A 24616-nucleotide genomic window follows, 5' to 3' on the forward strand; every position below is an offset into this window, starting at 1 on the left:
AAAACAAAACACCGGTTCCCCGATGTTTTGTTGTATTTATTTTATTTGTATATTTGCCGATATTAGAGTTTATCTTCAGGCAGCGTATTGTGTACGGATTTCGGTGAAGGCTGGATGGCCGGAATTTCACCCTCGAACGGCGGTTTCTCGACATAGCTGAAGTGGCCGTCGCCTGCAGGGGTCTCCCCTTCGGCCCAGCTGCCTTCCTTGCTTTCTTCAGACTGCGAATGGTTGTACAGGCTGAATGCGATATCCTCACGCTGCTGTGCACGGTCGAATGTGGTCGGTACAATCTTGCTGCCTTCTTTTTCTTCCAGTTCCTTGATTGCCTGCATCCACAGGTTCTGGTGGTAGGAATCGCGGGCAATCAGGACTGCCAGCATGTCTCTCAGTCCAGGGTCATTCGTCATTTCATAAAGGCGCACTGCCTGGATGCGTCCCTGTGATTCCGCGCTCAAGTTTGAACGGAAATCGGCAAGGAGGTTCCCGCTTGAAATGATGTAGTTGCCCTGCCACGGATTGCCGATGCTGTCCGCAGGACGTGCGTTCAGGCCGGAGACGATTGCGTGCTGCGGGTTCATGCCGCTGAGGACCGCTGCCGTTGCAGGGTCTTTCATCGCTTCTTCCTGATGGTCGAGGGAAGTGCCCTCAAGGAGTCTCGCCACCATTGTCGCGAGCATCTCGATATGGCCGAGTTCCTCGGTACCGATATCAAGGAGCAGGTCCTTATATTTCTCGTTTCCTGCACGTACACCCCATCCCTGGAATAAGTATTGCATCGCAACCGTCATCTCTCCGTACTGTCCGCCGATGAGCTCCTGTACTTTTTTCGCCATTAATGGATCCGGATTGACCGGCTTTGCTTCGAACTGTAGATGTTTATCATGTAAAAACATGTTACCCCTCCATTTATTTAATGATTCAAACATTATTTATATACCCGGCGCATATATATATAAACAGGGAATCTGAAAATCATGGAAGCGGGGGCGGATTTCCGGTGCATAAAAAAACCGTGACAGGAAAGATTCCCTTGTCACGGACCACTGCCGACACCTTATCCCCAGTGGAGTTCGTGTGATTCAACATGTGTGATTTGGTTTTTTTCATCGACGAAGACGACATGCGGCTCTAACGCCTCCACCTCTTCTTCGGACATCTGCGCCATGCTCAGTATGATGACAAGGTCCCCCTCTGAAAAAAGATGGGCCGGCGGGCCGTTCAGGCAGATTTTCCCCGACTCCGCTTCGGCGGGCAGTGCATATGTCTTCCATCTTGTGGCATTCCTCAAGTTCGTGATCTGCACCATTTCATACGGCCGTATGTCCGCCGCCTTCATCAGCTTCGAGTCGATCGTGATACTGCCCACATAATCCAGATCCGCCTCCGTCACGGTCGCACGGTGGATCTTCCCTTTGCACATCAGTCTTAACATTCCATTCTCCCCTTTATTTGGAGTCCGGGATATATCCCGAACCGGATGATATTCAATGTCACATTACCATAAATAGTACTGTATGTGATAATCATATTATCCTGCAAATAAAAAAATCCCGCGGAATATATCCACGGGATTCACACACATATTGGACATCCACACACTTGAATGTCCTTTATTTTACACACACAGTTCACACACGTAATTCGAAATCATTTCTATATCATTGAATATCTTCGCTGCATCTTAGAACGGAAGATCGTCATCACTGATATCCACCGGGCCGTCCGCATTCGCAAACGGGTTCTCCTCGGTTCTGTTCTGTCCCTGTGATGACTGCGCTGGTCTTGAACCGGTGGACTGGTTTCCGAAGCTTGCCGCTCCACCAGCCGCGCCGCCTCCGCCATAAGCGTTCGCATAATTATCTGCTGAGTTATAGTTGCTTTGAGATTGATTACTGCCCTGTTGACCTTTCGGCTCCAAAAACTGCACGCTGTCGCACACCACTTCGGTCACGTAAACTCTCTGGCCATCTTTGTTCTCGTAGTTCCGCGTCTGAATCCTGCCGTCAATGCCGACAAGACTGCCTTTTTTAACATACTGATTGACGTTTTCCGCCTGTTTGCGGAAAGTCACACAGTTGATGAAATCCGCACCACGTTCACCATTCTGTCCTGTGAAAGGACGATTGACCGCCAGGTTGAAAGTTGTGACAGATACATTATTCTGACTGACTCTAAGTTCCGGATCGCGGGTGAGGCGACCGACCAGTACAACACGGTTTATCATGCAATCAACTCCATGTCATTATTTGACTAACTTATTTTTGCTTGTTTTCTTCTGCCTGCTCATCACGGACAACGATATGACGAATGATATCGTTGCTGATTTTTGCGAGACGTTCGAATTCCTGAGTAGCTGTTCCATCATCATTCACTTTGATGATGTGGTAAAAACCATCTTTGAAATCATTGATTTCATAAGCTAAACGACGTTTACCCCACTCTTTTGATTCGACGATTTCCGCACCGTTTGAAGTCAACAGGTCGTCAAAACGCTCTACTAAAGCTGTTTTTTCATCCTCTTCAATGTTTGGGCGGATAACATATAAAATTTCATATGCTCTCATCTTCTGCACCTCCTTATGGACTTTGGCGGCTGATGACCATAGGCCATCAGCAAGGAATAATTTTCATTACTCACAATCAGTTATTATATCAGTAAAGAGGAGTTATTACAATATTTTTATCGCATTTAATTGCGATTTCAATATGGTGAATTTATTAGCCGTCTTGCCGGGGAATTGTATCGGAGGGGAGGTGGCATAACTTGATGTCATATGCCTGACTTATGTCGTTTTGAGGCCTTTTACGGCATAACTTGCAGTTCCAAACCTGACTTATGTCGTTTGAAAGCCATTTCCGGCATAACTTGCAGTTCCAGGTCTGACTTATGTCGTTTCGAGGCGATTTGCGACATAACTTGCCGCTTCAAACCCAAGTTATGTCGTTTGAAAGCCATTTCCGGCATAACTTGTCTCTCTCGCCATGACTTATGCCGCTCCCGCAAAAAATACATCACGAAATAAAAATCACCGCAGCTCACAAGGGCCGCGGTGATCTTTATTATACGTTGAACCTGAAATGGACGACGTCGCCGTCCTTCATGATGTAATCTTTGCCTTCAAGGCGGACTTTCCCCGCTTCTTTGGCTTTCTGCTCGCTGCCTGCTGCGACGAGGTCGTCATAGGCCACGGTTTCTGCACGGATGAATCCTTTCTGGAAGTCCGTATGGATGATGCCGGCGCATTCCGGTGCGGTCATCCCTTTTTTGAATGTCCATGCGCGGACTTCCTGCTCACCTGCAGTGAAGTAAGTTGCGAGGCCGAGCAGGTCGTAGGAGGCGCGGATCAGTTTATCCAGACCCGACTCTTCGAGGCCCAGCTCTTCCAGGAACATATCTTTCTCATCATCGTCCAGCACGGCGATTTCCTCTTCGACTTTCGCCGAGATGACGATGACCTGGGAGCCTTCCTTTTCGGCATACTCATTGATTGCGGCCAGATACTCATTGCCGGAGAGGTCCATCAGATCGTCTTCCGAGACGTTCGCCACATACAGCATCGGTTTAGCCGTCAGGAGATGGAAGTGTTTCACTGCAGCCTGCTCCTCCTTGGAAAATTCCAAAGCACGGACCGGCAGCACCTCTTCCAGGCCTTCCTTGATCCTTGTGAGCACGGCGTGCTCCGCCATTGAATCCTTGTCCTTCTGCTTCGCCATCTTCTCGAGCCTCGGCAGCCTTTTCTCCACACTTTCAAGGTCCGCGAGGATCAGTTCCATATTGATGACTTCAATATCCTCGATCGGATCGACTTTCCCCGACACATGGGTGACGTTCTCATCGTCGAATGCACGGACGACCTGGGTGATCGCATCCACTTCGCGGATGTTTGCGAGGAATTTATTCCCGAGGCCTTCTCCTTTTGACGCACCCTTGACGATGCCTGCGATATCCGTGAATTCGAATGCCGTCGGCACCGTCTTCTTCGGTTTCACGAGTTCGGTCAGTTTTTCAAGACGCGCATCCGGCACTTCGACGATGCCGACGTTCGGATCGATTGTTGCGAAAGGATAGTTTGCAGCCAGTGCACCCGCCTTTGTGATTGCATTGAATAATGTGGACTTGCCGACGTTCGGCAATCCAACGATGCCTGCTGTTAAAGCCATAATTTTTCTCCTTTAATTGTCATTGTTTTTTTTTGATGATACGTTTCATGCGTTTCTCGAAGTCGCGCCTTGTCATCATGATGGTGCGCGCGCACTCTGTACATTTTATCTTTATGTCCGCACCCATCCTGGTGATCTGGAAATTACTGTTGCCGCATGGGTGCTGCTTCTTCATCTCGACTATATCATTTAATTCGTATTCTTTTTTCATCACTCTTCACCTTTTCTCGCCGTCTCATCAAAATCCTGGATGTCCATGGTCGGTACGGAAATCTGAACGCCGTTCTTCTCAAGGTGTTTCTTGATTTCTTTCCTGACCCGTCTCGTCGCCCCGAAATGCTCCATCGGTTGTGTGACGATCATCACCCTCATGATCGCTTCACCGTTGACAATGCCGTTCAGGCCGAGCACCTGCGGTTTCTCGACAAGCGTCTCCTCAAGCGCCATGGCAGTTTCAGCAAATCCGTTGAGCAGGTCTTCGACATGGTCCAGATCTTCATTCAGCGAAAGATTGATATCCAAAAATGAGATTGAATTGTATTTCGAAAAGTTGATCACTTCATTGATGGTACCGTTCGGGATGATGAACAACTCACCTTCGTACCCTTGAATTTTGGAGATGCGCAGCCCCATGGACAGCACTTCACCTTCAGCAACCGTCGTCCCCGACGTATTGATGCGTACAAAGTCACCGGTGTCGAACTGGTTTTCCAGTAAAATGAAGAACCCGGTCAGCATATCCTTGACGAGACTCTGTGCACCGAAACCGATGGCAAGGCCCACGACACCGGCACCGGCGAGCAGTGTGGCGACCGGCACGCCGAACGTTTCCAGAATCATGACGAATACGATGAACCATACGACGATGCTCACTGCATTCTGGAGCACATTGATCAGTGTCCTGTTGCGCTTTTCATTATTTTTTCCGTTCTTGCCGTTCTTACGTTTTCCATTGGCTTTCAGAGCCGCTTTGGATTTGAATGTAAAATAATTTTCGATGATGCGGTTGACTACTTTGATGATGATGCCTGCGACCGTAATCAGAACGACGGCAAACAGTACACTCATGCCGATATTCATCCACAGCTCCGGGTCACTCATCTCCTCAGCGATTTCCTGGAAGAATGTCAGCGATTCATCCACCCCGCTCTGCGCGGTACTTAATATATTGAATAAAAACGATAAAACCAATACTAAGCCTCCCTATGATTCTTCAAACAATTTCATCAATCGGTTGAATTCTTCTTCATTTTTAAATTCAAAGGCTATCTGGCCCTTGTTGCGGGTCTTTTTTATTTCGACGGCTGTCCCGAACTTCTCCTTCAGGCTGCTCTCATGCCTGAGCAGGAATTTCGGTTTATCCTTTGGCGCCTGCTTCTTTTTCATCGTCTGCATGCTTCTCACATACTCTTCCAGTGCACGGACGCTCATATCTTCCGCAACGGCTTTTTTAGCCGCCGCTTCCTGTGAAACTGGATCTTTCAGGCCGAGCAGCGTCCTGCCGTGTGCACCGGACAATTTCTTTTCATTGATCAATTTTTTGACCGCTGCCGGGAGGTTGAGTATGCGCAGCATATTGGCAATGTAGGGCCTGGATTTGCCCAGACGTTCAGCGGTCTCAGCCTGTGTAAGGCTGCGCTTCTCCATCAATTGCTTATAGCTCATCGCTTCCTCCAGCGGATTCAAATCTTCACGCTGCAGATTCTCAATGATGGCAAGCTCCATCATGTCGTCATCCGACAAATCCTTCACTATTGCCGGGAGGGTCTCCATTTCTGCAAGTCCGGCTGCGCGGTATCTTCTCTCCCCGGCGACGATGTCGTAGCCTTTGACCGATTTCCTGAGTATCACCGGCTGCAGGACCCCATGGGTGCGGATGGAGTCCGCAAGCTCTTCCAGCTTTGCCGGATCGAATTCGACCCTCGGCTGATACGGGTTTTTGCGGATTTCCGAAAGCTTCACCTCGGTCACCGCTTCCGTATCGGCTGTATCCGTATTGAACAGGGCATCGAGCCCTCTGCCGAGCCTTTTTTTACCTGCCACGTGCAATCACCTCTTCGGCCAGACGTGAATAGTTTTCAGCACCCTGGGATTTCGGGTCGTACACGGTGATCGGCTGGCCGTAGCTCGGCGCCTCGCCGAGACGGACATTCCTCAGGATGACCGTATCATAGACCTTCTCCCCGAAGTGGTGCCGAACTTCTTCGGAAACCTGGGCACCGAGGTTCGTCCGGGAATCGAGCATCGTGAGGAGGACCCCTTCAATTTCAAGGTCCGTATTCAGATGGCGCCGGACCAGTTCGATCGTATTGATCAGCTGGCTCAAACCTTCAAGTGCATAGTACTCCGCCTGCACAGGGATGATGATGCTGTCTGCAGCCGTGAAGGCGTTGATCGTCAGCAGGCTGAGTGACGGCGGGCAGTCGATGATGCAGTAGTCATACCCGGTGAGCTTTTCAAATGCCTTCTTCAGCCGCAGTTCCCTGCTCATCGCCGACACGAGCTCGATCTCGGCACCGGCAAGCGAAATGTTCGCCGGGATGAGGTCGAGGTTTTCATTCGGTGTCGAAAGCAGGACATCATCCACGTCCGCCTCATCCATCAGTACATCATATATGGACTGCCCGAGGTCATTCTTTTCGATGCCGAGCCCGCTTGTCGCGTTGCCCTGGGGATCCGCATCGACGAGCAGCACCTTTTTTCCGCAATCCGTTAAAGCGGCGCTTAAATTCACCGCTGTTGTAGTTTTCCCTACGCCGCCCTTCTGGTTGGCAATCGCAAAAGTCTTCATGGGATGTCGCTCCTTATCAAAATCACATATGCACATTATAGCAAGCAGGCCGTCAAAAGTAACACAAAACATGAAAGCACCCAACGGGAGTTGAGTGCATCACTTGTAGATCTTTATCGACACTTCGACATGGTCCTCTTTGTCGGCACTCGCATAGGCGAGCGCATGCCCTTTTTCCTTGAGTTTTTCGATCTGGGCCATTATATCGTTGACGACGAAGGAGGCATCATTGTTGAAGTCGATCTGCTGTATATCCTTATCCGACCGCTTCCTGACCACTTCCTCGGTCTCCTTGACGGTCAGCTTCTTCTCCCTGATATCGCCGAGCACCTCGCCCTGTTCCGCATCTTCCAGGCTGAGGAGGCTCCTTGCATGCCGCTCCGTGATCTCCCCCGAACCGAGCGCTTCGATCACGCTGTCGGACAGCTTCAAAAGGCGCAGTTTATTGGCGATGAAGGACTGGGACTTGCCGAGGTTCTGCGCAAGGTCCTTCTGGGTGATGTCCTCCATCTCCAAAAGCTTACGGTAGGCGCGGGCTTCCTCGATGCTTGATAAGTTCTCACGCTGGATGTTCTCTATCAGGGCGACCGCCGCCGTTTCCTGGTCCGTCAGGTAGCGGATCAATGCATCCGTCTCCTCGATGTGCAGAAGCTTCATCGCCCGAAAACGCCGTTCGCCTGCGATGATCTCGTACATGTTCTCTTCTATCGGACGGACGGTGATCGGCTGCAGGAGGCCGTGTTCCTGAATCGAGTCGGCCAGTTCCTGGATCCGTTCATGATTGAACACGGTCCGCGGCTGATAGCGGTTCGGAACAATATTTTCAAGCGGCAGCTTCTGCAGGCTTTCCGTATCGGGCTTCGCCTCGCTGCTTTTATCAATTAAATTAAATAACTTTGAAAATGGCTTCTTCATTGTCCCACCGCCTCCCTGATTTTATTTTAATGGTGATTTGTTCGGGGTGCCAGGTTTCCTTGGATACTTCTTGGGTGTCTTATGCACCTTTTTGATATCCAGTATATAACGTTCGCTGTCTTCTTCGGGCAGGGTGAAGCGGTGCGTTTCAACCACCTCACCGCCGAGCAGGTCGAGGGCAAAGTCGCTTTCAGCGAGCTCCTCAAGGCCCTTCTTCCCTTTCAGGACAAGGAATCTGCCGCCTGTCCGTGCCAACGGCAGGCACAGCTCGAGCAGTGTGTTCATATTGGCGACCGCCCTTGCCGTCACCATGTCGAACATATGCCTGCCCTTATGCTGCCCGAAAGTCTCCGCCCGGTCATGGACGAGGTGCATGTCTGTAATCGACAGTTCCGCCGTCAGCTCGTTCAAAAAAGTGATCCGTTTATTCAAAGAATCCACAATCGTGACTTTAAGGTCGGGCCGCACGATCTTCATCGGGATGCTCGGGAATCCTGCACCCGCCCCGACGTCACAGAGGCGCGTGCCTTCCGGAATATCCGTATAGAACAGCGGTGTGAGCGAATCATAGAAATGCTTCAAATAAACTTCCTCTTCATCCGTCACAGCCGTCAGGTTGATTTTTTCATTCCAGTCGATCAGCATTTCATAGTACTTTTCGAACTGTGCAATCTGTTCATCATTCAGCTGGATGCCGTGGTTTTTAAGTTCTTCTGTGAATTGCTGCCGGTTCATGCTTCCACTCTTTTCACATTCCCCTGTTCGATGTAGACGAGGAGTATTGAAACGTCCGCCGGGTTCACGCCGGAAATCCTGGATGCCTGGGCGATGTCGAGCGGCTTCACTTTCTTCAGTTTGTCACGGGCTTCGGTCGCAAGTGAATTCACCGCATCATAGTCGATGTCTTCAGGTATCTTCTTCTTCTCCATGCGCTTCATCTTATCGACCTGCACAAGGGATTTTTGTATATAACCTTCGTATTTCGTCTTGATTTCAATCTGCTCATATTCAAGCTGATCCATATTGTTTTCTTCACCGAGTATTTCCAGTATGGACATGTAGTCCATTTCAGGGCGGCGCAGCAGGTCGAGTGCAAGTATCCCGTCTTTCAGCGGCGTGCCGCCGCGGGATTTGATGATGCCCTGCGTGTGCTCATCCGGTTTGATGCGGATCTTGGACAGACGCTCCATCTCCGCTTCTATATTATCGCGTTTCCGGTTGAACCTTGCGTAGCGCTCCTCTGAAATCAGGCCGTTCTTATAACCGATATCTGTAAGCCTCATATCCGCGTTGTCATGCCTTAAGAGCAGACGGTGTTCCGCGCGGGAAGTCAGCAGACGGTACGGTTCATTCGTACCTTTGGTCACAAGGTCGTCGATCAGTACGCCGATGTACGCATCCGAACGGCTCAGGATGAGTGGCTCTTCGCCGAGGATCTTGTTTGCGGCATTGATGCCTGCAATGATGCCCTGGCCTGCCGCTTCTTCATAGCCGCTTGTGCCGTTGATCTGTCCTGCAGTGAAGAGATTTTCGATTTTTTTCGTCTCGAGCGTCGGCCACAGCTGGGTCGGGTCGAGTGCATCATATTCAATCGCGTAACCTGCACGCATCATGCGCGCATTTTCAAGGCCCGGGATGGTTGCGAGCATTTCACGCTGCACATCCTCCGGCAGACTTGTAGACAGTCCCTGTACATAAACTTCCTTTGTATTGCGGCCTTCCGGCTCAAGGAAGATCTGATGGCGCGGCTTATCATTGAAGCGCACGATCTTATCCTCGATGGACGGGCAGTATCTCGGACCTGTGCCCATCTGCATCCCCGAATACATCGGTGACAAATGCAGGTTTTCATTGATCACTTCGTGTGTATCTTCTGAAGTGTATGTCAGCCAGCACGGCAGCTGATCCATGATGAAGTCGGTCGTATCAAAGCTGAAGGCACGTGGAACATCATCCCCCGGCTGTATTTCAGTTTTTGAGTAATCGATCGAGTCGGCGTTCACACGCGGTGGTGTACCCGTCTTGAACCTCACGATATCGAATCCGAGGTCCCGGATCTGGTCTGCGAGTGCAATCGACGGCATCTGATGGTTCGGGCCGCTTGAATATTTCAAAGGTCCGAGGACGATTTCACCGCGCAGGAACGTGCCGGTCGTGATGATGACGGATTTTGCGTTGTAGACCACACCGATATTCGTGCGGACCCCAGTCACCCGACCGTCTTCAATGATCAGTTCATCGACCATGCCCTGTAATATATCAAGATTCTCCTGATTTTCGAGTATGCTCTTCATTTCCTGCTGGTAAAGCACTTTATCGGACTGTGCACGGAGTGCCCTGACAGCCGGTCCTTTACCTGTATTCAACATGCGCATCTGGATATGTGTCTTGTCCGTCACTTTGGCCATGACACCGCCGAGTGCATCGACTTCACGCACCACTATGCCTTTTGCAGGGCCGCCGACGGACGGGTTGCAGGGCATGAATGCGATATTATCCAGATTTATGGTCAGCATCAGCGTCTTCAGGCCTTTACGGCTTGCGGCAAGTCCCGCTTCAACGCCTGCATGGCCTGCGCCGATGACGACGACATCGTAATTCATTTCGTTCATCATTTTCCTCCTAATTACTATTTACCGAGACAGAACTGGCTGAACAGCTGATCGATGAGCTGCTCACTCACATCTTCTCCGATCACTTCACCCAGCAATTCCCAGGTTTTCACTAAATCTATCTGCACGATATCAATCGGCACGTCCATTTGCGCCGAGTCGATTGCATCGTTGATTGCGCTGTTGGCCTGTTCAAGCAGTCCGATATGGCGGTTGTTCGAGAGATATGTCGAATCCGCACTTGTGACGGCACCGCCGAAGAACAGTTCTGCGATTTTATCTTCAAGGTCATCGACGCCGGTGCCTTCGATGATGGATGTTTTGACGATCGGGAACTCATATCTCTCTTCCAGTTCGCCGATATCCAGGTTGTTTTCAAGATCCAGCTTGTTGATAATGAGGATGACATTGTCATCCTTCACGGAATCGAGAATCTCGATGTCGCCTTCGGTCAATTCTTCATTATTATTCAGTACATAAAGGATGAGTTCGGCCTGTTCGAGTGCCTGGCGGCTCCGCTCCACGCCGATTTTCTCCACGATGTCATCCGTATCGCGGATGCCTGCGGTATCGACGAGTTTCAGCGGGATGCCGTTAACGTTGACGTATTCCTCGAGGATATCCCGGGTCGTCCCCGCAACTTCGGTGACGATCGCTTTATTGTCCTGGATGAGGTAGTTCAGCAGTGAACTCTTACCGACGTTCGGCTTGCCGACGATGACCGTCCCGAGCCCCTCCCGCATGATACGGCCCTGGCGGCTCGACTTCAGCAGGCTTTCGATCTCACTCTTCACCTTTTCAGCTTCTTCAAGCAGGAATTCCGTCGTCGCTTCCTCGACGTCGTCATACTCCGGATAGTCGATGTTGACTTCCACCTGTGCGAGTATATTTAAAATCTGCTGCCTGAGGCCCTCTATATAGACTTTCAGGCGGCCCTGCATCTGGTTGCTTGCGACTTTCGACGCTTCGGTCGTCTTCGAACGGATGAAATCCATCACGCCTTCGGCCTGTGACAGGTCGATCCGTCCGTTCAGGAATGCACGTTTTGTGAATTCACCCGGTTCCGCCATGCGTGCGCCGTGCTTCAATGTCAGCTGCAGTATGCGGTTGATCGTGTTGATGCCACCGTGGCAATTGATCTCAACGATATCTTCACGCGTATATGTCTTCGGTGCACGCATCACAGCGGCCATCACTTCCTCCACCACCTCTTCGGTGTCCGGGTCGATGATATGGCCGTAGTTGATGGTGTGGGATTCCACTTCGTCCAGCGTCTGTTTCCCCCGGTACAATTTATCGGCAATGTCCAATGCATCGATGCCCGACAGCCTGACGATGGCGATCGCCCCTTCCCCGACAGGGGTGGAGATACTGGAAATCGTTTCTAATTGCATGATGGCATGACTCCTTTACTTCTTTTCTATCACTAAATAACGGTTCGGTTCGCTGCCTTCCGAATATGTGTTGATGTCATCTCGCCCGCTCAGCACATTATGCATGATCTTCCGCTCAAAGGAAGGCATCGGTTCAAGCCTGACCGGCTGATTCGTCCGGAGCGCCTTCTTCGCCATGTTGACCGCAAGATTCTCAAGTGTCTCACGCCGCTTTTCGCGGTAGTTTTCCACATCGAGGATGATCATGCCGTAGCTTCTGTAAATGGTATTTAAATAATTCTGCGCGATTTCCTGGAGGGCGTTCAAAGTCTGGCCCCGTTTGCCGATCAGTTTGGCGGCAAGGTCCGACTCCAGTTCGATGTATGCACGGTTATTATCTATCTTATATGTGGCTGCGTTATCTATGTTCATATCGCTGATGACATCCTGGATGTACCTGGCCGTACGGGCTGCCGCCTCATCGAATGACAGGCGGTCATCCGCTGCCCCGACGGAAACTTCGTCATCAGACACTTCCGTTTCAGCTTCCGGCTGTGCAGCATCCTGAAGCACTGCATCTTCTTCCTGCACGTCATCTTCTGTTTCAGGGTGAGGTGCGGCTCCGCTGTCCGTTTCTGCCTCTTCGGCCGAGGACGCCGCAGCTCTTTCCGGCTGTCCGCGGTTGATGACTTCTTCGATGCTCCCGTAGGTTTTGAGTTCAGGGTTTATGATGGTGAGCTTCACTTCGGCATCTTTTTTCCCGAAGCCGAGGAAACCTTTGGATCCGCCTTCCAATACGTCGATCCTGACATCCTCTTCAGCAACTTTCAGTTCTTCAAGCCCGAGTGCGATTGCATGGTCGACTGTTCCTGCTCTGTAAATTCTCTCCATTGAAAGTACCTCCGCGTCATTTTATACATTTCGCTATCTTCAACACGTGTAATAATGACTTCTCCATCTGGTGGTAGTCCATATCGCTGACCGGATTCCTCGCTATGACGATATATTCCTTCGGTTTGAGTTCGTCCTTGTGCTGCTGGAAAAACGCCCTGATGCGCCTTTTGATCTTATTTCTTTTGACAGCATTCCCGAGCCGCTTCGAGACACTTATGCCCAGCCTTAAATGAGCGACTTCCGGATGGTCACTTAAATAAACGACAAACTGCCTGTTTGCGTATGATTTCCCTTTTTTGAAGACAAGCTTGAAATCCTGTTCCTTTTTGATCCTGAACCGTTTTTTCATCATTATTACGCTCTTTCACAGTATGATATATTATTATAGCAAAATTTACACCAATCAAAAAATCATCCACTTTAGGCCATAAAAAAAGATCACCTATTCTTGACATAGATGATCTTTGGATGATTATGCGGAAAGTACTTTTCTTCCTCTTCTTCTGCGGCGCGCTAAAATCTTGCGGCCGTTTTTAGTGCTCATTCTCTTACGGAATCCGTGCACTTTGCTGTGTTTACGTTTATTTGGTTGGTAAGTACGTTTTGTCATCTCTAAACACCTCCATAGACCATTTCTCACTTACATACATATTCTTCTCTTTGATTGCAACTATTAAAGGATAACAGAAACAGCTCCCCATTTCAATATTTTTTTCATGATTATCAAGCCTGCTCCTGTGGAACATTTAATAAAGTGTGGATAACTTTTCAGGCCTTTTTAAGTTATCAACATGTGGATAACGGGGTTATTCAGGTTATTCACAGGTGTGGATGCGCAAATTGTGGATAATTGTGGTTTATGTGAATAACTTTAGAGAAATTGCATGGGAATCATTGTTTTTCACCCTGACTTTAGGTAGAATTTGAATATATCTCTGTGGACAACCGTATTTAACAGCACAGTTATCCACAGACTGTGCGTAACTTGTGGATAGTTTTCCAGAGGTGTGGAATTGTCTTATCCACAGGGTGTGATTTTTGTGAAGAGAGAGGATAAATATGAGTTCTATTAATGACATTTGGCAAAAAACACTGGATGCGATCCAGGAGGAAATACCGATCACGAGCTTCAAGACATGGTTCAACGACACGACTTTGATCCATCTGGACAATAAAACCGCCGTCATCAAGGCGGAGACCAATTTCCAGCGGGACTGGCTGGAAAATCACTATACGGACATGATCAAGCAGAAGATTTACGAATCCATCGGCGAACAGCCGTCCATACAGATCACGATCGGCGATGCACCGGGGGATGCGCCTGCTGCTGAAAGTGCTGATAATACCGCCGCATCTCCCGTGGACGTCCCGCTCCCGCCGCAGCTGAACATGAACAATACATTTGAAACTTTCGTCATCGGCAGCGGCAACCGCTTCAGCCATGCCGCTTCCCTTGCGGTCGCGGAAGCCCCGGCAAAAGCCTACAACCCGCTGTTCATATACGGGGGCGTCGGTCTCGGCAAGACCCATCTGATGCATGCGATCGGACATTACGTGCTCGAGCACAAGCCCAACGCAAAAGTCGCTTATTTATCCAGCGAAAAGTTCACGAATGAATTCATCAACTCCATACGGGACAACAAGACTGAGGAATTCCGCAACAGATACCGGAATGTCGATGTCCTTCTGATCGACGACATCCAGTTCCTGGCAGGCAAGGAATCCACACAGGAGGAGTTCTTCCATACATTCAACGCCCTGCATGAGGACAATAAACAGATCGTCATCTCAAGCGACCGCACACCGAAGGAGATCCCGACGCTTGAGGACCGCTTACGCTCGCGCTTCGAATGGGGGCTGATCACAGACATCACCCCGCCGGACCTCGAGACGCGGATCGCCATACTGCGGAAGAAATGCGAAGAGGAGAAAGTTGAGATCCCGAACGAGGCGATGATCTACATCGCAAGCAACATCCAGACGAACATCCGTGAGCTGGAAGGCGCACTGACGCGCGTTGCGGCGTATTCCAAACTGTCCAACCAGCCGCTGACTTCGGATGTCGTCGCTGAGGCGCTGAAGGACATCGTCTCCCAGAAGAAACCCAAGAAAATCACCATCCAGGACATCCAGGACGTCGTCGCTGCCTACTACGGGGTGCAGACCGAGGAATTTCTATCGAAGAAAAGGACCAAATCCATCGCTTTTCCAAGGCATGTTGCAATGTACCTTGCACGCGAGCTGACGGATAATTCACTGCCTAAAATAGGAGAGGTGTTCGGCGGCCGTGACCATACGACCGTCATCCATGCGCATGAAAAAATCTCCAAGCTCGTCAATGAAGATTCGCTCTTCAAAGACGAATTGGATGAAATAGAGAAAAAGCTCAATTAATCGGCCGGGATTTGATAGAATAGGAAGATGTGTACAGTGTGGATAAATGATACACTTGAGCCAACAGTTTATGCACATGTGGATAACTCGGTGTCATTGAGCTCATTGGAGTTATCCACATATTCACAGGCCTTATTACTATTATTACTATCTTTTAATTAATTAATTAATATATAAGGAGTTATGAATCATGAAAATTAACATCAACCGCCAATATTTCATCGAACAATTAAATCATTGCCTGAAAGCAATTTCCCCAAGAACGACCCTGCCGATTCTGACAGGCATTAAAATTGATGTAAAAGATGATCATATGATTCTGACAGGCAGTGATTCCGAAGTATCCATCGAAATCACCGTTCCTTTGGAAGTGGACAATGAAGAAGTCCTGGAAATAGAAAGATCAGGTGCCGTCGTGCTCTCCGGCCGTTTCTTCGTCGATATCATCAAAAAACTTTCAGGGGAATTCGTCCAGCTGGAAACGAATGATGCCTACCAGACGAAGATCACCGCGTCAAAATCGGAATTCAACCTAAGCGGCAACAACCCGGATCAATACCCTTTACTGCCTGAAGTGAGCGATGAGGAAAGCCTCGTCATTTCTGCATCGGTATTGAAGGATGTCATCAACCAGACGAACTTCGCCGTTTCATTATCGGAGACGAGACCGGTGCTCACCGGGGTCCACTGGCAGTTCGACAACGATGAGATCACATTTACCGCGACCGACTCGCACAGGCTCGCCCTGCGCAAATTAAGGGGCGGACAGTTCAACAGCGACCTCGGCAATGCGATCATCCCGGGCAAATCTTTGTCAGAACTGAACAAGATCATCAATGATACGGATGAGGAAGTGGAAATCCACCTTTCCCAAAACCAGGTCCTCTTCAGCTACAGCAACATGCGCTTCATTTCAAGACTGCTTGAGGGCAACTATCCTGACACATCAAGGCTGTTCCCTGAAAACTATGAAACGAAAGTGACCGTGAAGAACGCCGAGTTCTTCCATGCGATCGACCGCGTCTCGCTGCTTGCAAGGGAAGGCGGCAACAATGTCATCCGCATGAACGTCAACAGCAGCAGTGTCGAACTGTCTTCAAACTCGCCTGAAGTCGGCACCGTGAATGAAGACATCAGCACCGGGGAGATCGAAGGCGAAGGCCTGAAGATTTCATTCAACTCGAAATATATGATGGATGCGCTCAGGGCGATCAACAACGAAGATGTCACGATAGAATTCTACGGCACGATGCGCCCGTTCACCCTGAAATCGAGCGAGTCGGATGAAGTCGTCCAGCTCATCCTGCCGATCAGGACTTACTGATCCTTTTTAAAAAACCGAATAACGGCAGACTGTCCTAGATTTTGCAATAAAAACTATGGACGGTCTTTTTTTGTTTATAAGTAGGTTGATACCAATTGGGCCTAAAAACGCTATAAGCGCCAAATTTGGGCTTTTAAAGTGAATTTTGCCTCAAAATGGTGTATAATATAATAGTGTGAAGTTTTAGGAGGCTGCGTATATGGAAACTAAAATTTTCGACGATATCATCACTTTGGGCCAGTTTTTGAAACATGAAGGCATCATCGGAAGCGGTGGAGAAGCGAAGTGGTTTTTGAGTGAGAATGAAGTCCGTTTGAATGAAGAAATTGAAGATCGCCGCGGTAAGAAGCTGCAGCATGGAGATGTACTCGATCTGGGTGAATTCGGCCGGTACAAAATAGAGTATGAACAATGATTTTAACAGACATCAGTTTAAGCAATTTCAGGAATTATGACACCCTGGATCTTGAATTCCACCCCAAGCTCAATATATTCATCGGTGCAAATGCTCAGGGAAAGACGAATCTCCTTGAGTCAATTTATTTTTTGGCCCTCGCCAAAAGCCACCGCACGGCCAAGGACAAAGAGCTCATCCGTTTCGATCAGGAAGAAGCGTTTGTGAATGGCCACATCACCACATCCTACAGTACCCTCCCCTTATCGATCAGCGTCAGCAAAAAGGGAAAAAGAGCGAAAGTCAACCATCTGGAAGTATCCAAACTCAGCCAGTATATCGGTCATTTGAACACCGTCCTGTTTGCGCCGGAAGATTTGAACATCGTCAAAGGCTCACCGCAGGTGAGAAGGCAGTTCATCAACATCGAATGCGGCCAGATATCCAAAATCTACCTGAACGCCCTCAGCAACTACCAGAAAGTGCTGGCGACGAAGAACCAGTATCTGAAGCAGCGCAATCCGGACAGGATGATGATCGAAGTGCTGAATGAGCAGCTTTCGGATTATGCGGCGACGGTCATATTGAAGCGGGCGGAGTTCATAAGGACGATCGGTGAATTCGCCGCAAAGATACACAGGGATATATCGAACGACAGTGAATCATTGAAAGTGGAATACGCACCGAATATAAAATACGAAAGCGATAATGCAGAAGACCTGACACGGGAACTCGGCGGCCTGTTCGCGGAAAATCTGCCCAGGGAACTCGAACGGATGCAGACCCTGATCGGTCCGCACAGGGACGACATCACATTCAGCATCAACGGCTTTGATGTCCAGACCTACGGTTCGCAGGGCCAGCAGAGGACGACTGCACTGAGCGTCAAACTCGCTGAACTTGAACTGATCCGGGAGGAAGTCGGAGAATACCCGGTGCTGCTTCTGGACGATGTCCTGAGTGAACTCGACGAGAACAGGCAGGCGCACCTGCTGACCTCGATCAGGGACCGGGTGCAGACATTCGTCACGACGACGTCGATCAGCGACATCAACCACGCGATAATGAATGATATGAAGACATTCAAAGTGACGGACGGGCAGGTCAAAGCATAATGGAAGGTGAGAACATGGAAGAGAATAATTTGGAACAATACGGCGCGAGCCAGATACAGGTGCTGGAAGGCCTTGAAGCGGTAAGGAAGCGTCCCGGGATGTACATCGGTTCCACAGCCTCGAAGGGCCTCCACCATCTTGTGTGGGAGATCGTCGACAACAGTATCGATGAGGCGCTCGGCGGCCATGCGGATACGATCGACATCACGATAGAGAAGGACAACTGGATCAAAGTGACGGACAACGGGCGCGGGATCCCCGTCGATATCCAGGAGAAGATGGGCAGGCCTGCAGTCGAGGTCATACTCACCGTCCTGCACGCCGGCGGCAAGTTCGGCGGCGGTGGTTATAAAGTCTCGGGCGGCCTCCACGGTGTGGGTTCATCGGTCGTCAACGCCCTCAGTGAGACGCTTGAAGTGTACGTCCACCGGGACGGCAAAATCCATCACCAGAGCTATACGCGCGGGGTGCCTGATTTCGATTTGAAAGTCATCGATGAGACGGACAAGACGGGCACGGTGATCCGTTTCAAGGCGGATCCCGAAATCTTCACTGAAACGACGGAATACGAATATGAAGTGTTCCAGCACCGTGTGAAGGAGCTCGCTTTCCTGAATAAAGGACTCGAACTGAACTTATCCGACGAACGCGGCGAGGAAGTTGTCAGCGACCAGTATTATTTCGAAGGCGGGATCAAATCATACGTCGAGCAGATCAACGAAGCGAAGGAAGTCCTGCATGACGAAGTGATCTACCTCGATAAGGAAAAAGAGAATGTGGAAGTGGAAATCGCGATCCAGTACAACAAAGGCTACGCGACCACCCTCCTCTCCTATGCCAACAACATCCACACCTACGAGGGCGGTACGCATGAGGAAGGCTTCAAGCGTGCACTGACGAAGGTGATCAATAATTATGCAACGAAGAACAACCTCATCAAACCGAATGAGGACCGCCTGAGCGGCGAAGATGTGCGCGAAGGCCTGACCGCCATCGTTTCCATCAAGCATATGGATCCGCAGTTCGAAGGCCAGACGAAGACGAAATTCGGGAACTCCGAAGTCCGTCTGATCACGGACCAGCTGTTCACGGAAGGTTTTGAAAGGTTCCTGCTTGAGAATCCTTCAGTTGCCAGGGTGATCGTCGAAAAAGGCATCACCGCACAGCATGCGCGCATGGCGGCGAAAAAGGCACGTGAGATGACACGCCGGAAATCGGCGCTTGAAGTCTCGAGCCTGCCGGGCAAACTTGCGGACTGTTCCAGCAAAGATCCTGCGGAAAGTGAACTTTTCATAGTCGAGGGTGACTCTGCCGGCGGATCGGCCAAATCCGGCCGCGATTCGACCACACAGGCGATCCTTCCGCTGCGCGGGAAGATTTTGAACGTTGAAAAGGCGCGCCTCGACCGCATACTGAACAACAACGAGATCCGCTCGATGATCACGGCACTCGGTACGGGCATCGGCGAAGAATTCGACCTGTCGAAGGCACGCTACCATAAAATTGTCATCATGACGGATGCGGACGTCGACGGTGCACATATCCGGACACTGCTCCTCACGTTCTTCTACCGTTTCATGAAGCCTTTGATTGAAGCGGGCTATGTCTACATCGCACAGCCGCCCCTCTACAAAGTGGAACAGGGCAAGAAGAAATATTATGTATATGATGAGGCAGCACTTGATGAGCTGAAGAAAACCCTGCCTGCGACGCCGAAGTTTTCACTGGCGAGGTACAAGGGTCTGGGTGAGATGAACGCCGACCAGCTGTGGGACACCACGATGGATCCCGATCACAGGGTCCTTCTGCAGGTGCGCCTCACGGATGCCGTGGAAGCGGACCAGACATTCGAAATGCTGATGGGCGACATCGTCGAACACAGAAGGAACTTTATCGAGGAAAATGCACTGTATGTGCAGAACCTGGATATTTAATGATGGAGGTCAGTATCAATGGCAGATGAAAAACGAGATCAACTGCAGGAAATCAACATAAGCAAGACGATGCGCACATCCTTCTTGGATTACGCGATGAGCGTCATCGTCTCGCGTGCGCTGCCGGATGTCAGGGACGGCATGAAGCCGGTTCACCGCCGCATATTGTACGGCATGTACGACAACGGCATGACTGCAGACAAACCTTATAAGAAATCCGCACGTATCGTCGGTGACGTCATGGGTAAATACCACCCCCACGGCGACTCGTCGATATACGAAGCGATGGTCCGCATGGCCCAGGACTTCAGCTACCGCTACCCACTCGTCGACGGCCAGGGCAACTTCGGCTCGATGGATGGCGACGGTGCTGCGGCGATGCGTTACACGGAAGCGAAGATGAGCAAGATTTCAGCCGAGCTGATGCGTGACATCAACAAAGACACGATCGATTATATGGACAACTATGACGGCAACGAACGGGAACCCGTCGTCCTGCCTGCACGTTTCCCGAACCTGCTCGTCAACGGCACGAGCGGCATCGCCGTCGGCATGGCGACGAACATACCGCCGCATAACCTGACTGAAATCATCAATGCAGTGCTTGAAATCTCAAAGGATCCTGACGTCACGCTGTCTGAACTGATGGAGCACGTCAAGGGTCCGGACTTCCCCACTGCCGGCCTGATCGTCGGCAAGAGCGGCATCCGCCGCGCCTACGAAACCGGACGCGGGTCCGTCCTTATGCGTGCACGTTGTGAAATCGAAGTGATGAAGAACGGCAAGGAGCGCATCGTCGTCTCAGAGATCCCCTACCAGGTGAACAAGGCAAGGCTCGTTGAGAAGATTGCCGAGCTCGCAAGGGAGAAGAAGATCGAAGGCATCACGGATCTGAGGGATGAGACGAGTCTGAAGGAAGGCGTCAAGATCATCATTGAAATCCGCAAGGATAAGAATGCGAACGTCATCCTGAACAACCTGTATAAGCAGACGCCGCTGCAGTCCACATTCGGCGTGAATATGCTTGCGCTGGTCAACGGCGAGCCGGTCATATTAGGACTGAAGGAAGCGCTCGTCCATTATCTCGAGCACCAGAAAGTCGTGGTCAGGCGCCGTACGGAATTCGACCTGAAGCGGGCCCAGGACCGTGCGCATATCCTTGAAGGGCTGCGCACCGCCCTCGACCATCTTGATGCGATCATCTCCCTGATCCGCGGTTCATCCAATGATGAAGAAGCGAAGAACGGCCTGATGTCGGACTTTGATTTATCCGACCGCCAGGCCCAGGCGATCCTCGATATGAGGCTGCGCCGTCTGACGGGACTCGAACGGGATAAGATCCAGGCTGAGTATGATGAGGTCATGAAGACGATCGAAGAGCTGAAATCGATCCTCGCAAGCGAAGAGAAGCTGCTTGAAATCATCCGGGAGGAACTGGTTGAGATCAGGGACCGTTACGGTGATGCACGCCGTACGGAGATCACCCTCGGCAGCCTCTCCGACATCGAGGATGAGGATCTGATACCTGAAGAGCAGATTGTGGTCACATTGAGCCACAACAGCTACATCAAGCGCCTGCCTTCATCGACATATCGTGCACAGCACCGCGGCGGCCGCGGCGTGCAGGGCATGAACACCGTCGATGATGACTTCGTCAGCCAGCTCGTGACGATGAGCACGCACGACTACATTTTATTCTTCACGAATAAAGGCCGCGTATACAGGCTGAAAGGCTACGAAATACCGGAGCTGTCGCGCCAATCGAAGGGCATCCCGATCGTCAACATGCTTGAAATCGACAAGGATGAGAAGATCAGCACGATCATCGGCGTGAAGGATAAGGATACGGAAGGCATGCATCTTGTATTCGCAACGAAAAAAGGACTGGTCAAACGGTCCTCCCTCGACAACTTCGACCGCATCAACAAAAATGGTAAGATTGCGATCACTTTCAGGGAAGATGATGAACTGCTCGCCGTCAGGCTGACGGACGGGGAGAAGGAAATCATCCTCGGCACGAAGAAAGGCGCCCTCATCCGGTTCGATGAGAGACAGATCAGGAACATGGGCCGTACCGCTGCCGGTGTACGCGGCATCAGGCTGCGCGGCGATGATGAGGTCATCGGCCTCGATGTCCTCGCCGAAGGTCAGGAAGTGCTGGTTGTAACATCGAACGGCTACGGCAAACGCACACCGGAAAGAGAATACCGCAGTGCAAACCGCGGCGGCATGGGTGTGAAGACGGCGAACCTGAATGAGCGCATCGGCGACCTCGTCTATATTGCGGCTGTGAACGGCGATGAGGACCTTATGATCGTCACGGACTACGGCGTCATCATCCGGCTTGTGATGGAGGAAATCTCCGTGACCGGCCGGAACACCCAGGGCGTGCGGCTGATACGCCTCGCCGACGAGCATAACGTCGCGACGGTCGCAAAGGTCAAGGAGGAGCTGGAAGAGGAAGAGCTCACCCTTGACGGTGAGGAAAATATTGAAGAACAGATCGAGGAAGAAATGGAAGAGAGACTCGATGAAGAGGATCATGAAATAACGAGTGATGTCGAAGAACCGGTGGAAGAAGATGACGGTTCGAGGGATCGCCCGGAATAATGATTGATGACAGGGCGTCAATGAAATGACGCCCTGCTTTTTTGTGGGAAAGGGATTTTTATTCTGATTGTGAAATAATTATCATTTACAAAATTTGTCTGGTCTGCTATCTTTCAATAGGTTGGACCATTTAACTTCAAGGAGGTTTCTTATGGAATTCAGTATTTGGGATGTCTTGATCGACTTCTCCATCATTTCAGGGTTACTGCTTGTGGGTGTGCTTCTGAGGGCGAAATTCGTCATCATTCAAAAGTCATTCATGCCGGCAAGCATCATCGCAGGGCTTCTCGGTCTGATACTTGGGCCGTTTGCACTTGATGTTCTGCCATTTTCGGAACTGATCGGTACATACCCGGGCATGCTGATCGCCTTCGTCTTTGCGGCACTGCCTTTTGCGACGGGTAAATTCAAAGTCAAGGAAGTCATAAACAAAGTCGGCGGGCTGTGGTCCTATTCGCAGACGATCATGATACTTTTCTACAGTCTCGGGCTGTTGTTTGCACTTGTTGTCCTGTCCCCTTTCTTCACCGATTTACATAACGGCTTCGGTCTCCTGCTTGCAGCAGGTTTTGTCGGCGGCCATGGTACTGCCGCTGCGGTCGGTGAAGCTTTCGCACTGCAGGGCTGGGAGGATGCGACTTCCATCGCGATGACGTCGGCAACGGTCGGGGCGCTGACGGCGATCACCGTCGGCCTGCTGCTGATCAAGCGGGCTGCGTCCAAAGGTCAGACGAATTATATCGAGGATTTCAAAAATCTGCCGAACGGTCTGCGCACCGGCCTGCTGCCTGAGGATGAATGGAAATCGGCGGGTGAAAGCAAAATTTCATCCATCGTGGTCGATCCGCTTGTATATCATCTGATGTTCATCGTCATTGCAACAGGCATCGGATATTACTTGAGTGTGCTCGGTGAACAGCTCCTTCCGGATGTTGCGATACCGGCATTCTCCCTTGCATTCATCGTCGCCCTCCTCATCAGGCTGGCGACGGAGGCGACGGGTGCGGACAAGTATCTGGATAAGGAGATTTTCTCCAAGATCAGCGGCGGAGCGACGGATTACCTGGTCGCTTTCGGTATCGCATCCATCAACTTGACGATCGTTGCACAGAACCTTGTGCCGTTCATCCTTCTGATGGTTTTCGGCATCCTGCTTGCGATCGTTTTCTACCGTTTCCTTTCCGGATACTATTTCCAGGAAAACTGGTTTGAAAAAGGGATCTTCACATTCGGATGGATCACAGGCGCTGTGGCGATGGCCATCGCACTCATCCGGGTGGCGGACCCGAAACAGGAAAGTGAGACGCTTGAGGACTTCGGCCTCGCCTACGTGCCGATCGCACCGGTCGAGATCGCCCTGATCACATTCGGGCCGCTCTTCATCGCGGCCGGACAGCACTGGCTGTTCATAGGCATATCACTCGTCTTTGTACTGATGATTTTATTCTTCTCATATTCCCAAGGATGGGTCAAAAAATCACGGACATGATGAATACTGGAAGGACAGCTGCGGCTGTCCTTCTTTTATTGATAACTTTTCATGAAAGCGCTATAATTAAGACAGTCAATAGTGGATAGAAGAGGTAAGCAGACAATGGGGAATGGACAGATGAATGATATCGGCAGGCTCGCGGCACTTGTGGTGCTGACGGATGAAAAGACGGCCCGGGGCATCGCGCCGCAATTGACGGAGTATGAAGTGGTGACGGGCAGGGTCGGATCGATGGAACTGAAGAAAGTGATCGCGTCTGTTGAAACCGCGGCAAAGCGCGGCAGTCTGATCGACGGGGACATCTACCGGGAGACGCACGCATTGTATCATGCCATCATCGAAGCGGCTGAAGGTGTCACAAGGGGAAAACTCAGTGTGGGCGAAATCATGCGCACGGTGGGACTGTCATTTTCAGTGGTCAGGGGCAGACCCTACGGGGACGAACGTGAAGGCGAATGGCTCGCCGTCTGTTTTTACGGGACAATCGGTGCGCCGATAAAAGGCAAGGAACACGAGACACTCGGTCTCGGCATCAATCATATATAAAATCATTGTCATAGATATCAGTTAACAGGGACATCGTTACCAGGGGGTAACCATGTCT

24 protein-coding genes are annotated in these 24616 nt (G+C 50.7%); 8 read left to right on the forward strand and 16 right to left on the reverse strand.

Annotated elements, in window-relative coordinates; genetic code table 11:
* Nucleotides 1-62: 62 nt before the first annotated feature.
* The 16 genes from LPW40_RS07865 to rpmH form a co-directional block, all read right to left on the reverse strand.
* Entirely contained in the window at nucleotides 63-896 is an 834-nt protein-coding gene (locus LPW40_RS07865) for a manganese catalase (protein ID WP_230821686.1), read from the reverse strand.
* Nucleotides 897-1057: 161 nt separating this feature from the next.
* Nucleotides 1058-1435 carry an aspartate 1-decarboxylase gene (gene panD / locus LPW40_RS07870; protein ID WP_230821687.1) on the reverse strand — a complete coding sequence of 126 codons (378 nt, stop codon included), beginning with the start codon at nucleotides 1433-1435 and terminating at the stop codon, nucleotides 1058-1060.
* A gap of 249 nt (nucleotides 1436-1684) precedes the next feature.
* Nucleotides 1685-2227, reverse strand: a complete 543-nt coding sequence (gene ssb, locus LPW40_RS07875) for a single-stranded DNA-binding protein (protein WP_230821688.1) — start codon at nucleotides 2225-2227, stop codon at nucleotides 1685-1687.
* Nucleotides 2228-2258: 31 nt separating this feature from the next.
* Nucleotides 2259-2567 carry a 30S ribosomal protein S6 gene (rpsF, locus tag LPW40_RS07880; protein WP_230821689.1) on the reverse strand — a complete coding sequence of 103 codons (309 nt, stop codon included), beginning with the start codon at nucleotides 2565-2567 and terminating at the stop codon, nucleotides 2259-2261.
* Nucleotides 2568-3063: 496 nt separating this feature from the next.
* Nucleotides 3064-4164, reverse strand: a complete 1101-nt coding sequence (ychF, locus tag LPW40_RS07885) for a redox-regulated ATPase YchF (RefSeq protein WP_230821691.1) — start codon at nucleotides 4162-4164, stop codon at nucleotides 3064-3066.
* A 19-nt stretch (nucleotides 4165-4183) separates the two neighbouring features.
* A complete protein-coding gene (locus LPW40_RS07890) occupies nucleotides 4184-4375 on the reverse strand; it encodes a DUF951 domain-containing protein (RefSeq protein WP_230821693.1) in 192 nt (63 codons plus the stop codon).
* Nucleotides 4375-5355: a mechanosensitive ion channel family protein gene (locus LPW40_RS07895; protein WP_230821694.1), complete on the reverse strand. Its 981-nt coding sequence runs from the start codon at nucleotides 5353-5355 to the stop codon at nucleotides 4375-4377. The genes LPW40_RS07890 and LPW40_RS07895 overlap by 1 nt, the downstream gene beginning before the upstream one ends.
* A 12-nt stretch (nucleotides 5356-5367) precedes the next feature.
* On the reverse strand, nucleotides 5368-6207 hold the full coding sequence (locus LPW40_RS07900) for a ParB/RepB/Spo0J family partition protein (RefSeq protein ID WP_230821696.1): 840 nt from the start codon (nucleotides 6205-6207) through the stop codon (nucleotides 5368-5370).
* Nucleotides 6197-6955, reverse strand: coding sequence for a ParA family protein (locus LPW40_RS07905; RefSeq protein WP_230821697.1), 759 nt, complete (start codon nucleotides 6953-6955; stop codon nucleotides 6197-6199). The genes LPW40_RS07900 and LPW40_RS07905 overlap by 11 nt, the downstream gene beginning before the upstream one ends.
* 99 nt (nucleotides 6956-7054) lie before the next feature.
* Nucleotides 7055-7870: a ParB/RepB/Spo0J family partition protein gene (locus LPW40_RS07910; protein WP_230821698.1), complete on the reverse strand. Its 816-nt coding sequence runs from the start codon at nucleotides 7868-7870 to the stop codon at nucleotides 7055-7057.
* A 21-nt stretch (nucleotides 7871-7891) separates the two neighbouring features.
* Nucleotides 7892-8605: a 16S rRNA (guanine(527)-N(7))-methyltransferase RsmG gene (gene rsmG, locus LPW40_RS07915; protein WP_230821699.1), complete on the reverse strand. Its 714-nt coding sequence runs from the start codon at nucleotides 8603-8605 to the stop codon at nucleotides 7892-7894.
* The gene (gene mnmG, locus LPW40_RS07920; protein WP_230821700.1) at nucleotides 8602-10485 is read right to left on the reverse strand and encodes a tRNA uridine-5-carboxymethylaminomethyl(34) synthesis enzyme MnmG; all 1884 of its coding nucleotides are present in this window, start codon (nucleotides 10483-10485) and stop codon (nucleotides 8602-8604) included. Before mnmG ends, rsmG begins: the two co-directional genes overlap by 4 nt.
* A 14-nt stretch (nucleotides 10486-10499) precedes the next feature.
* Complete coding sequence (gene mnmE / locus LPW40_RS07925) at nucleotides 10500-11876, reverse strand: tRNA uridine-5-carboxymethylaminomethyl(34) synthesis GTPase MnmE (protein ID WP_230821701.1); 1377 nt, start codon at nucleotides 11874-11876, stop codon at nucleotides 10500-10502.
* A gap of 15 nt (nucleotides 11877-11891) precedes the next feature.
* Nucleotides 11892-12746, reverse strand: a complete 855-nt coding sequence (jag, locus tag LPW40_RS07930; RefSeq protein ID WP_230821702.1) for an RNA-binding cell elongation regulator Jag/EloR — start codon at nucleotides 12744-12746, stop codon at nucleotides 11892-11894.
* Between the two features lie 16 nt (nucleotides 12747-12762).
* Entirely contained in the window at nucleotides 12763-13098 is a 336-nt protein-coding gene (rnpA, locus tag LPW40_RS07935; RefSeq protein ID WP_230821868.1) for a ribonuclease P protein component, read from the reverse strand.
* 123 nt (nucleotides 13099-13221) lie between these two features.
* Nucleotides 13222-13359 (reverse strand): 50S ribosomal protein L34, encoded by a 138-nt coding sequence (rpmH, locus tag LPW40_RS07940; protein ID WP_097041937.1) that lies wholly within the window; start codon nucleotides 13357-13359, stop codon nucleotides 13222-13224.
* 449 nt (nucleotides 13360-13808) lie between these two features.
* Between rpmH and dnaA the strand changes: the two genes are divergently transcribed.
* From dnaA to hutP, 8 genes are all read left to right on the forward strand, one after another.
* Entirely contained in the window at nucleotides 13809-15143 is a 1335-nt protein-coding gene (gene dnaA, locus LPW40_RS07945) for a chromosomal replication initiator protein DnaA (protein ID WP_230821703.1), read from the forward strand.
* 187 nt (nucleotides 15144-15330) lie between these two features.
* Nucleotides 15331-16467 carry a DNA polymerase III subunit beta gene (dnaN, locus tag LPW40_RS07950; protein WP_230821869.1) on the forward strand — a complete coding sequence of 379 codons (1137 nt, stop codon included), beginning with the start codon at nucleotides 15331-15333 and terminating at the stop codon, nucleotides 16465-16467.
* 199 nt (nucleotides 16468-16666) lie between these two features.
* Entirely contained in the window at nucleotides 16667-16882 is a 216-nt protein-coding gene (yaaA, locus tag LPW40_RS07955) for a S4 domain-containing protein YaaA (RefSeq protein ID WP_230821704.1), read from the forward strand.
* Complete coding sequence (gene recF, locus LPW40_RS07960; RefSeq protein WP_230821705.1) at nucleotides 16879-17976, forward strand: DNA replication/repair protein RecF; 1098 nt, start codon at nucleotides 16879-16881, stop codon at nucleotides 17974-17976. The genes yaaA and recF overlap by 4 nt, the downstream gene beginning before the upstream one ends.
* A complete protein-coding gene (gyrB, locus tag LPW40_RS07965; RefSeq protein ID WP_330166182.1) occupies nucleotides 17976-19910 on the forward strand; it encodes a DNA topoisomerase (ATP-hydrolyzing) subunit B in 1935 nt (644 codons plus the stop codon). Before recF ends, gyrB begins: the two co-directional genes overlap by 1 nt.
* 18 nt (nucleotides 19911-19928) lie before the next feature.
* A complete protein-coding gene (gene gyrA / locus LPW40_RS07970) occupies nucleotides 19929-22520 on the forward strand; it encodes a DNA gyrase subunit A (RefSeq protein WP_230821707.1) in 2592 nt (863 codons plus the stop codon).
* Between the two features lie 151 nt (nucleotides 22521-22671).
* Nucleotides 22672-24009 (forward strand): sodium/glutamate symporter, encoded by a 1338-nt coding sequence (locus LPW40_RS07975; RefSeq protein ID WP_230821708.1) that lies wholly within the window; start codon nucleotides 22672-22674, stop codon nucleotides 24007-24009.
* A gap of 105 nt (nucleotides 24010-24114) precedes the next feature.
* A complete protein-coding gene (hutP, locus tag LPW40_RS07980) occupies nucleotides 24115-24558 on the forward strand; it encodes a hut operon transcriptional regulator HutP (protein ID WP_230821709.1) in 444 nt (147 codons plus the stop codon).
* Nucleotides 24559-24616 lie beyond the last annotated feature (58 nt).

Origin of the sequence: Salinicoccus halitifaciens, assembly GCF_021026095.1 — a bacterium.
Lineage (GTDB): Bacteria > Bacillota > Bacilli > Staphylococcales > Salinicoccaceae > Lacicoccus > Lacicoccus halitifaciens.

What these genes read in the sequence shown, in the direction of transcription:
- panD (WP_230821687.1), bottom strand. Translation starts at nt 1,435, where the DNA reads ATGTTAAGACTGATGTGCAAAGGGAAGATCCACCGTGCGACCGTGACG.
- mnmE (WP_230821701.1), bottom strand. Translation starts at nt 11,876, where the DNA reads ATGCAATTAGAAACGATTTCCAGTATCTCCACCCCTGTCGGGGAAGGG.
- rsmG (WP_230821699.1), bottom strand. Translation starts at nt 8,605, where the DNA reads ATGAACCGGCAGCAATTCACAGAAGAACTTAAAAACCACGGCATCCAG.
- LPW40_RS07905 (WP_230821697.1), bottom strand. Translation starts at nt 6,955, where the DNA reads ATGAAGACTTTTGCGATTGCCAACCAGAAGGGCGGCGTAGGGAAAACT.
- ychF (WP_230821691.1), bottom strand. Translation starts at nt 4,164, where the DNA reads ATGGCTTTAACAGCAGGCATCGTTGGATTGCCGAACGTCGGCAAGTCC.
- LPW40_RS07975 (WP_230821708.1), top strand. Translation starts at nt 22,672, where the DNA reads ATGGAATTCAGTATTTGGGATGTCTTGATCGACTTCTCCATCATTTCA.
- LPW40_RS07865 (WP_230821686.1), bottom strand. Translation starts at nt 896, where the DNA reads ATGTTTTTACATGATAAACATCTACAGTTCGAAGCAAAGCCGGTCAAT.
- hutP (WP_230821709.1), top strand. Translation starts at nt 24,115, where the DNA reads ATGGGGAATGGACAGATGAATGATATCGGCAGGCTCGCGGCACTTGTG.
- rpsF (WP_230821689.1), bottom strand. Translation starts at nt 2,567, where the DNA reads ATGAGAGCATATGAAATTTTATATGTTATCCGCCCAAACATTGAAGAG.
- ssb (WP_230821688.1), bottom strand. Translation starts at nt 2,227, where the DNA reads ATGATAAACCGTGTTGTACTGGTCGGTCGCCTCACCCGCGATCCGGAA.
- rpmH (WP_097041937.1), bottom strand. Translation starts at nt 13,359, where the DNA reads ATGACAAAACGTACTTACCAACCAAATAAACGTAAACACAGCAAAGTG.
- recF (WP_230821705.1), top strand. Translation starts at nt 16,879, where the DNA reads ATGATTTTAACAGACATCAGTTTAAGCAATTTCAGGAATTATGACACC.
- yaaA (WP_230821704.1), top strand. Translation starts at nt 16,667, where the DNA reads ATGGAAACTAAAATTTTCGACGATATCATCACTTTGGGCCAGTTTTTG.
- rnpA (WP_230821868.1), bottom strand. Translation starts at nt 13,098, where the DNA reads ATGAAAAAACGGTTCAGGATCAAAAAGGAACAGGATTTCAAGCTTGTC.
- gyrB (WP_330166182.1), top strand. Translation starts at nt 17,976, where the DNA reads ATGGAAGGTGAGAACATGGAAGAGAATAATTTGGAACAATACGGCGCG.
- LPW40_RS07910 (WP_230821698.1), bottom strand. Translation starts at nt 7,870, where the DNA reads ATGAAGAAGCCATTTTCAAAGTTATTTAATTTAATTGATAAAAGCAGC.
- jag (WP_230821702.1), bottom strand. Translation starts at nt 12,746, where the DNA reads ATGGAGAGAATTTACAGAGCAGGAACAGTCGACCATGCAATCGCACTC.
- LPW40_RS07890 (WP_230821693.1), bottom strand. Translation starts at nt 4,375, where the DNA reads ATGAAAAAAGAATACGAATTAAATGATATAGTCGAGATGAAGAAGCAG.
- gyrA (WP_230821707.1), top strand. Translation starts at nt 19,929, where the DNA reads ATGGCAGATGAAAAACGAGATCAACTGCAGGAAATCAACATAAGCAAG.
- mnmG (WP_230821700.1), bottom strand. Translation starts at nt 10,485, where the DNA reads ATGATGAACGAAATGAATTACGATGTCGTCGTCATCGGCGCAGGCCAT.
- dnaA (WP_230821703.1), top strand. Translation starts at nt 13,809, where the DNA reads ATGAGTTCTATTAATGACATTTGGCAAAAAACACTGGATGCGATCCAG.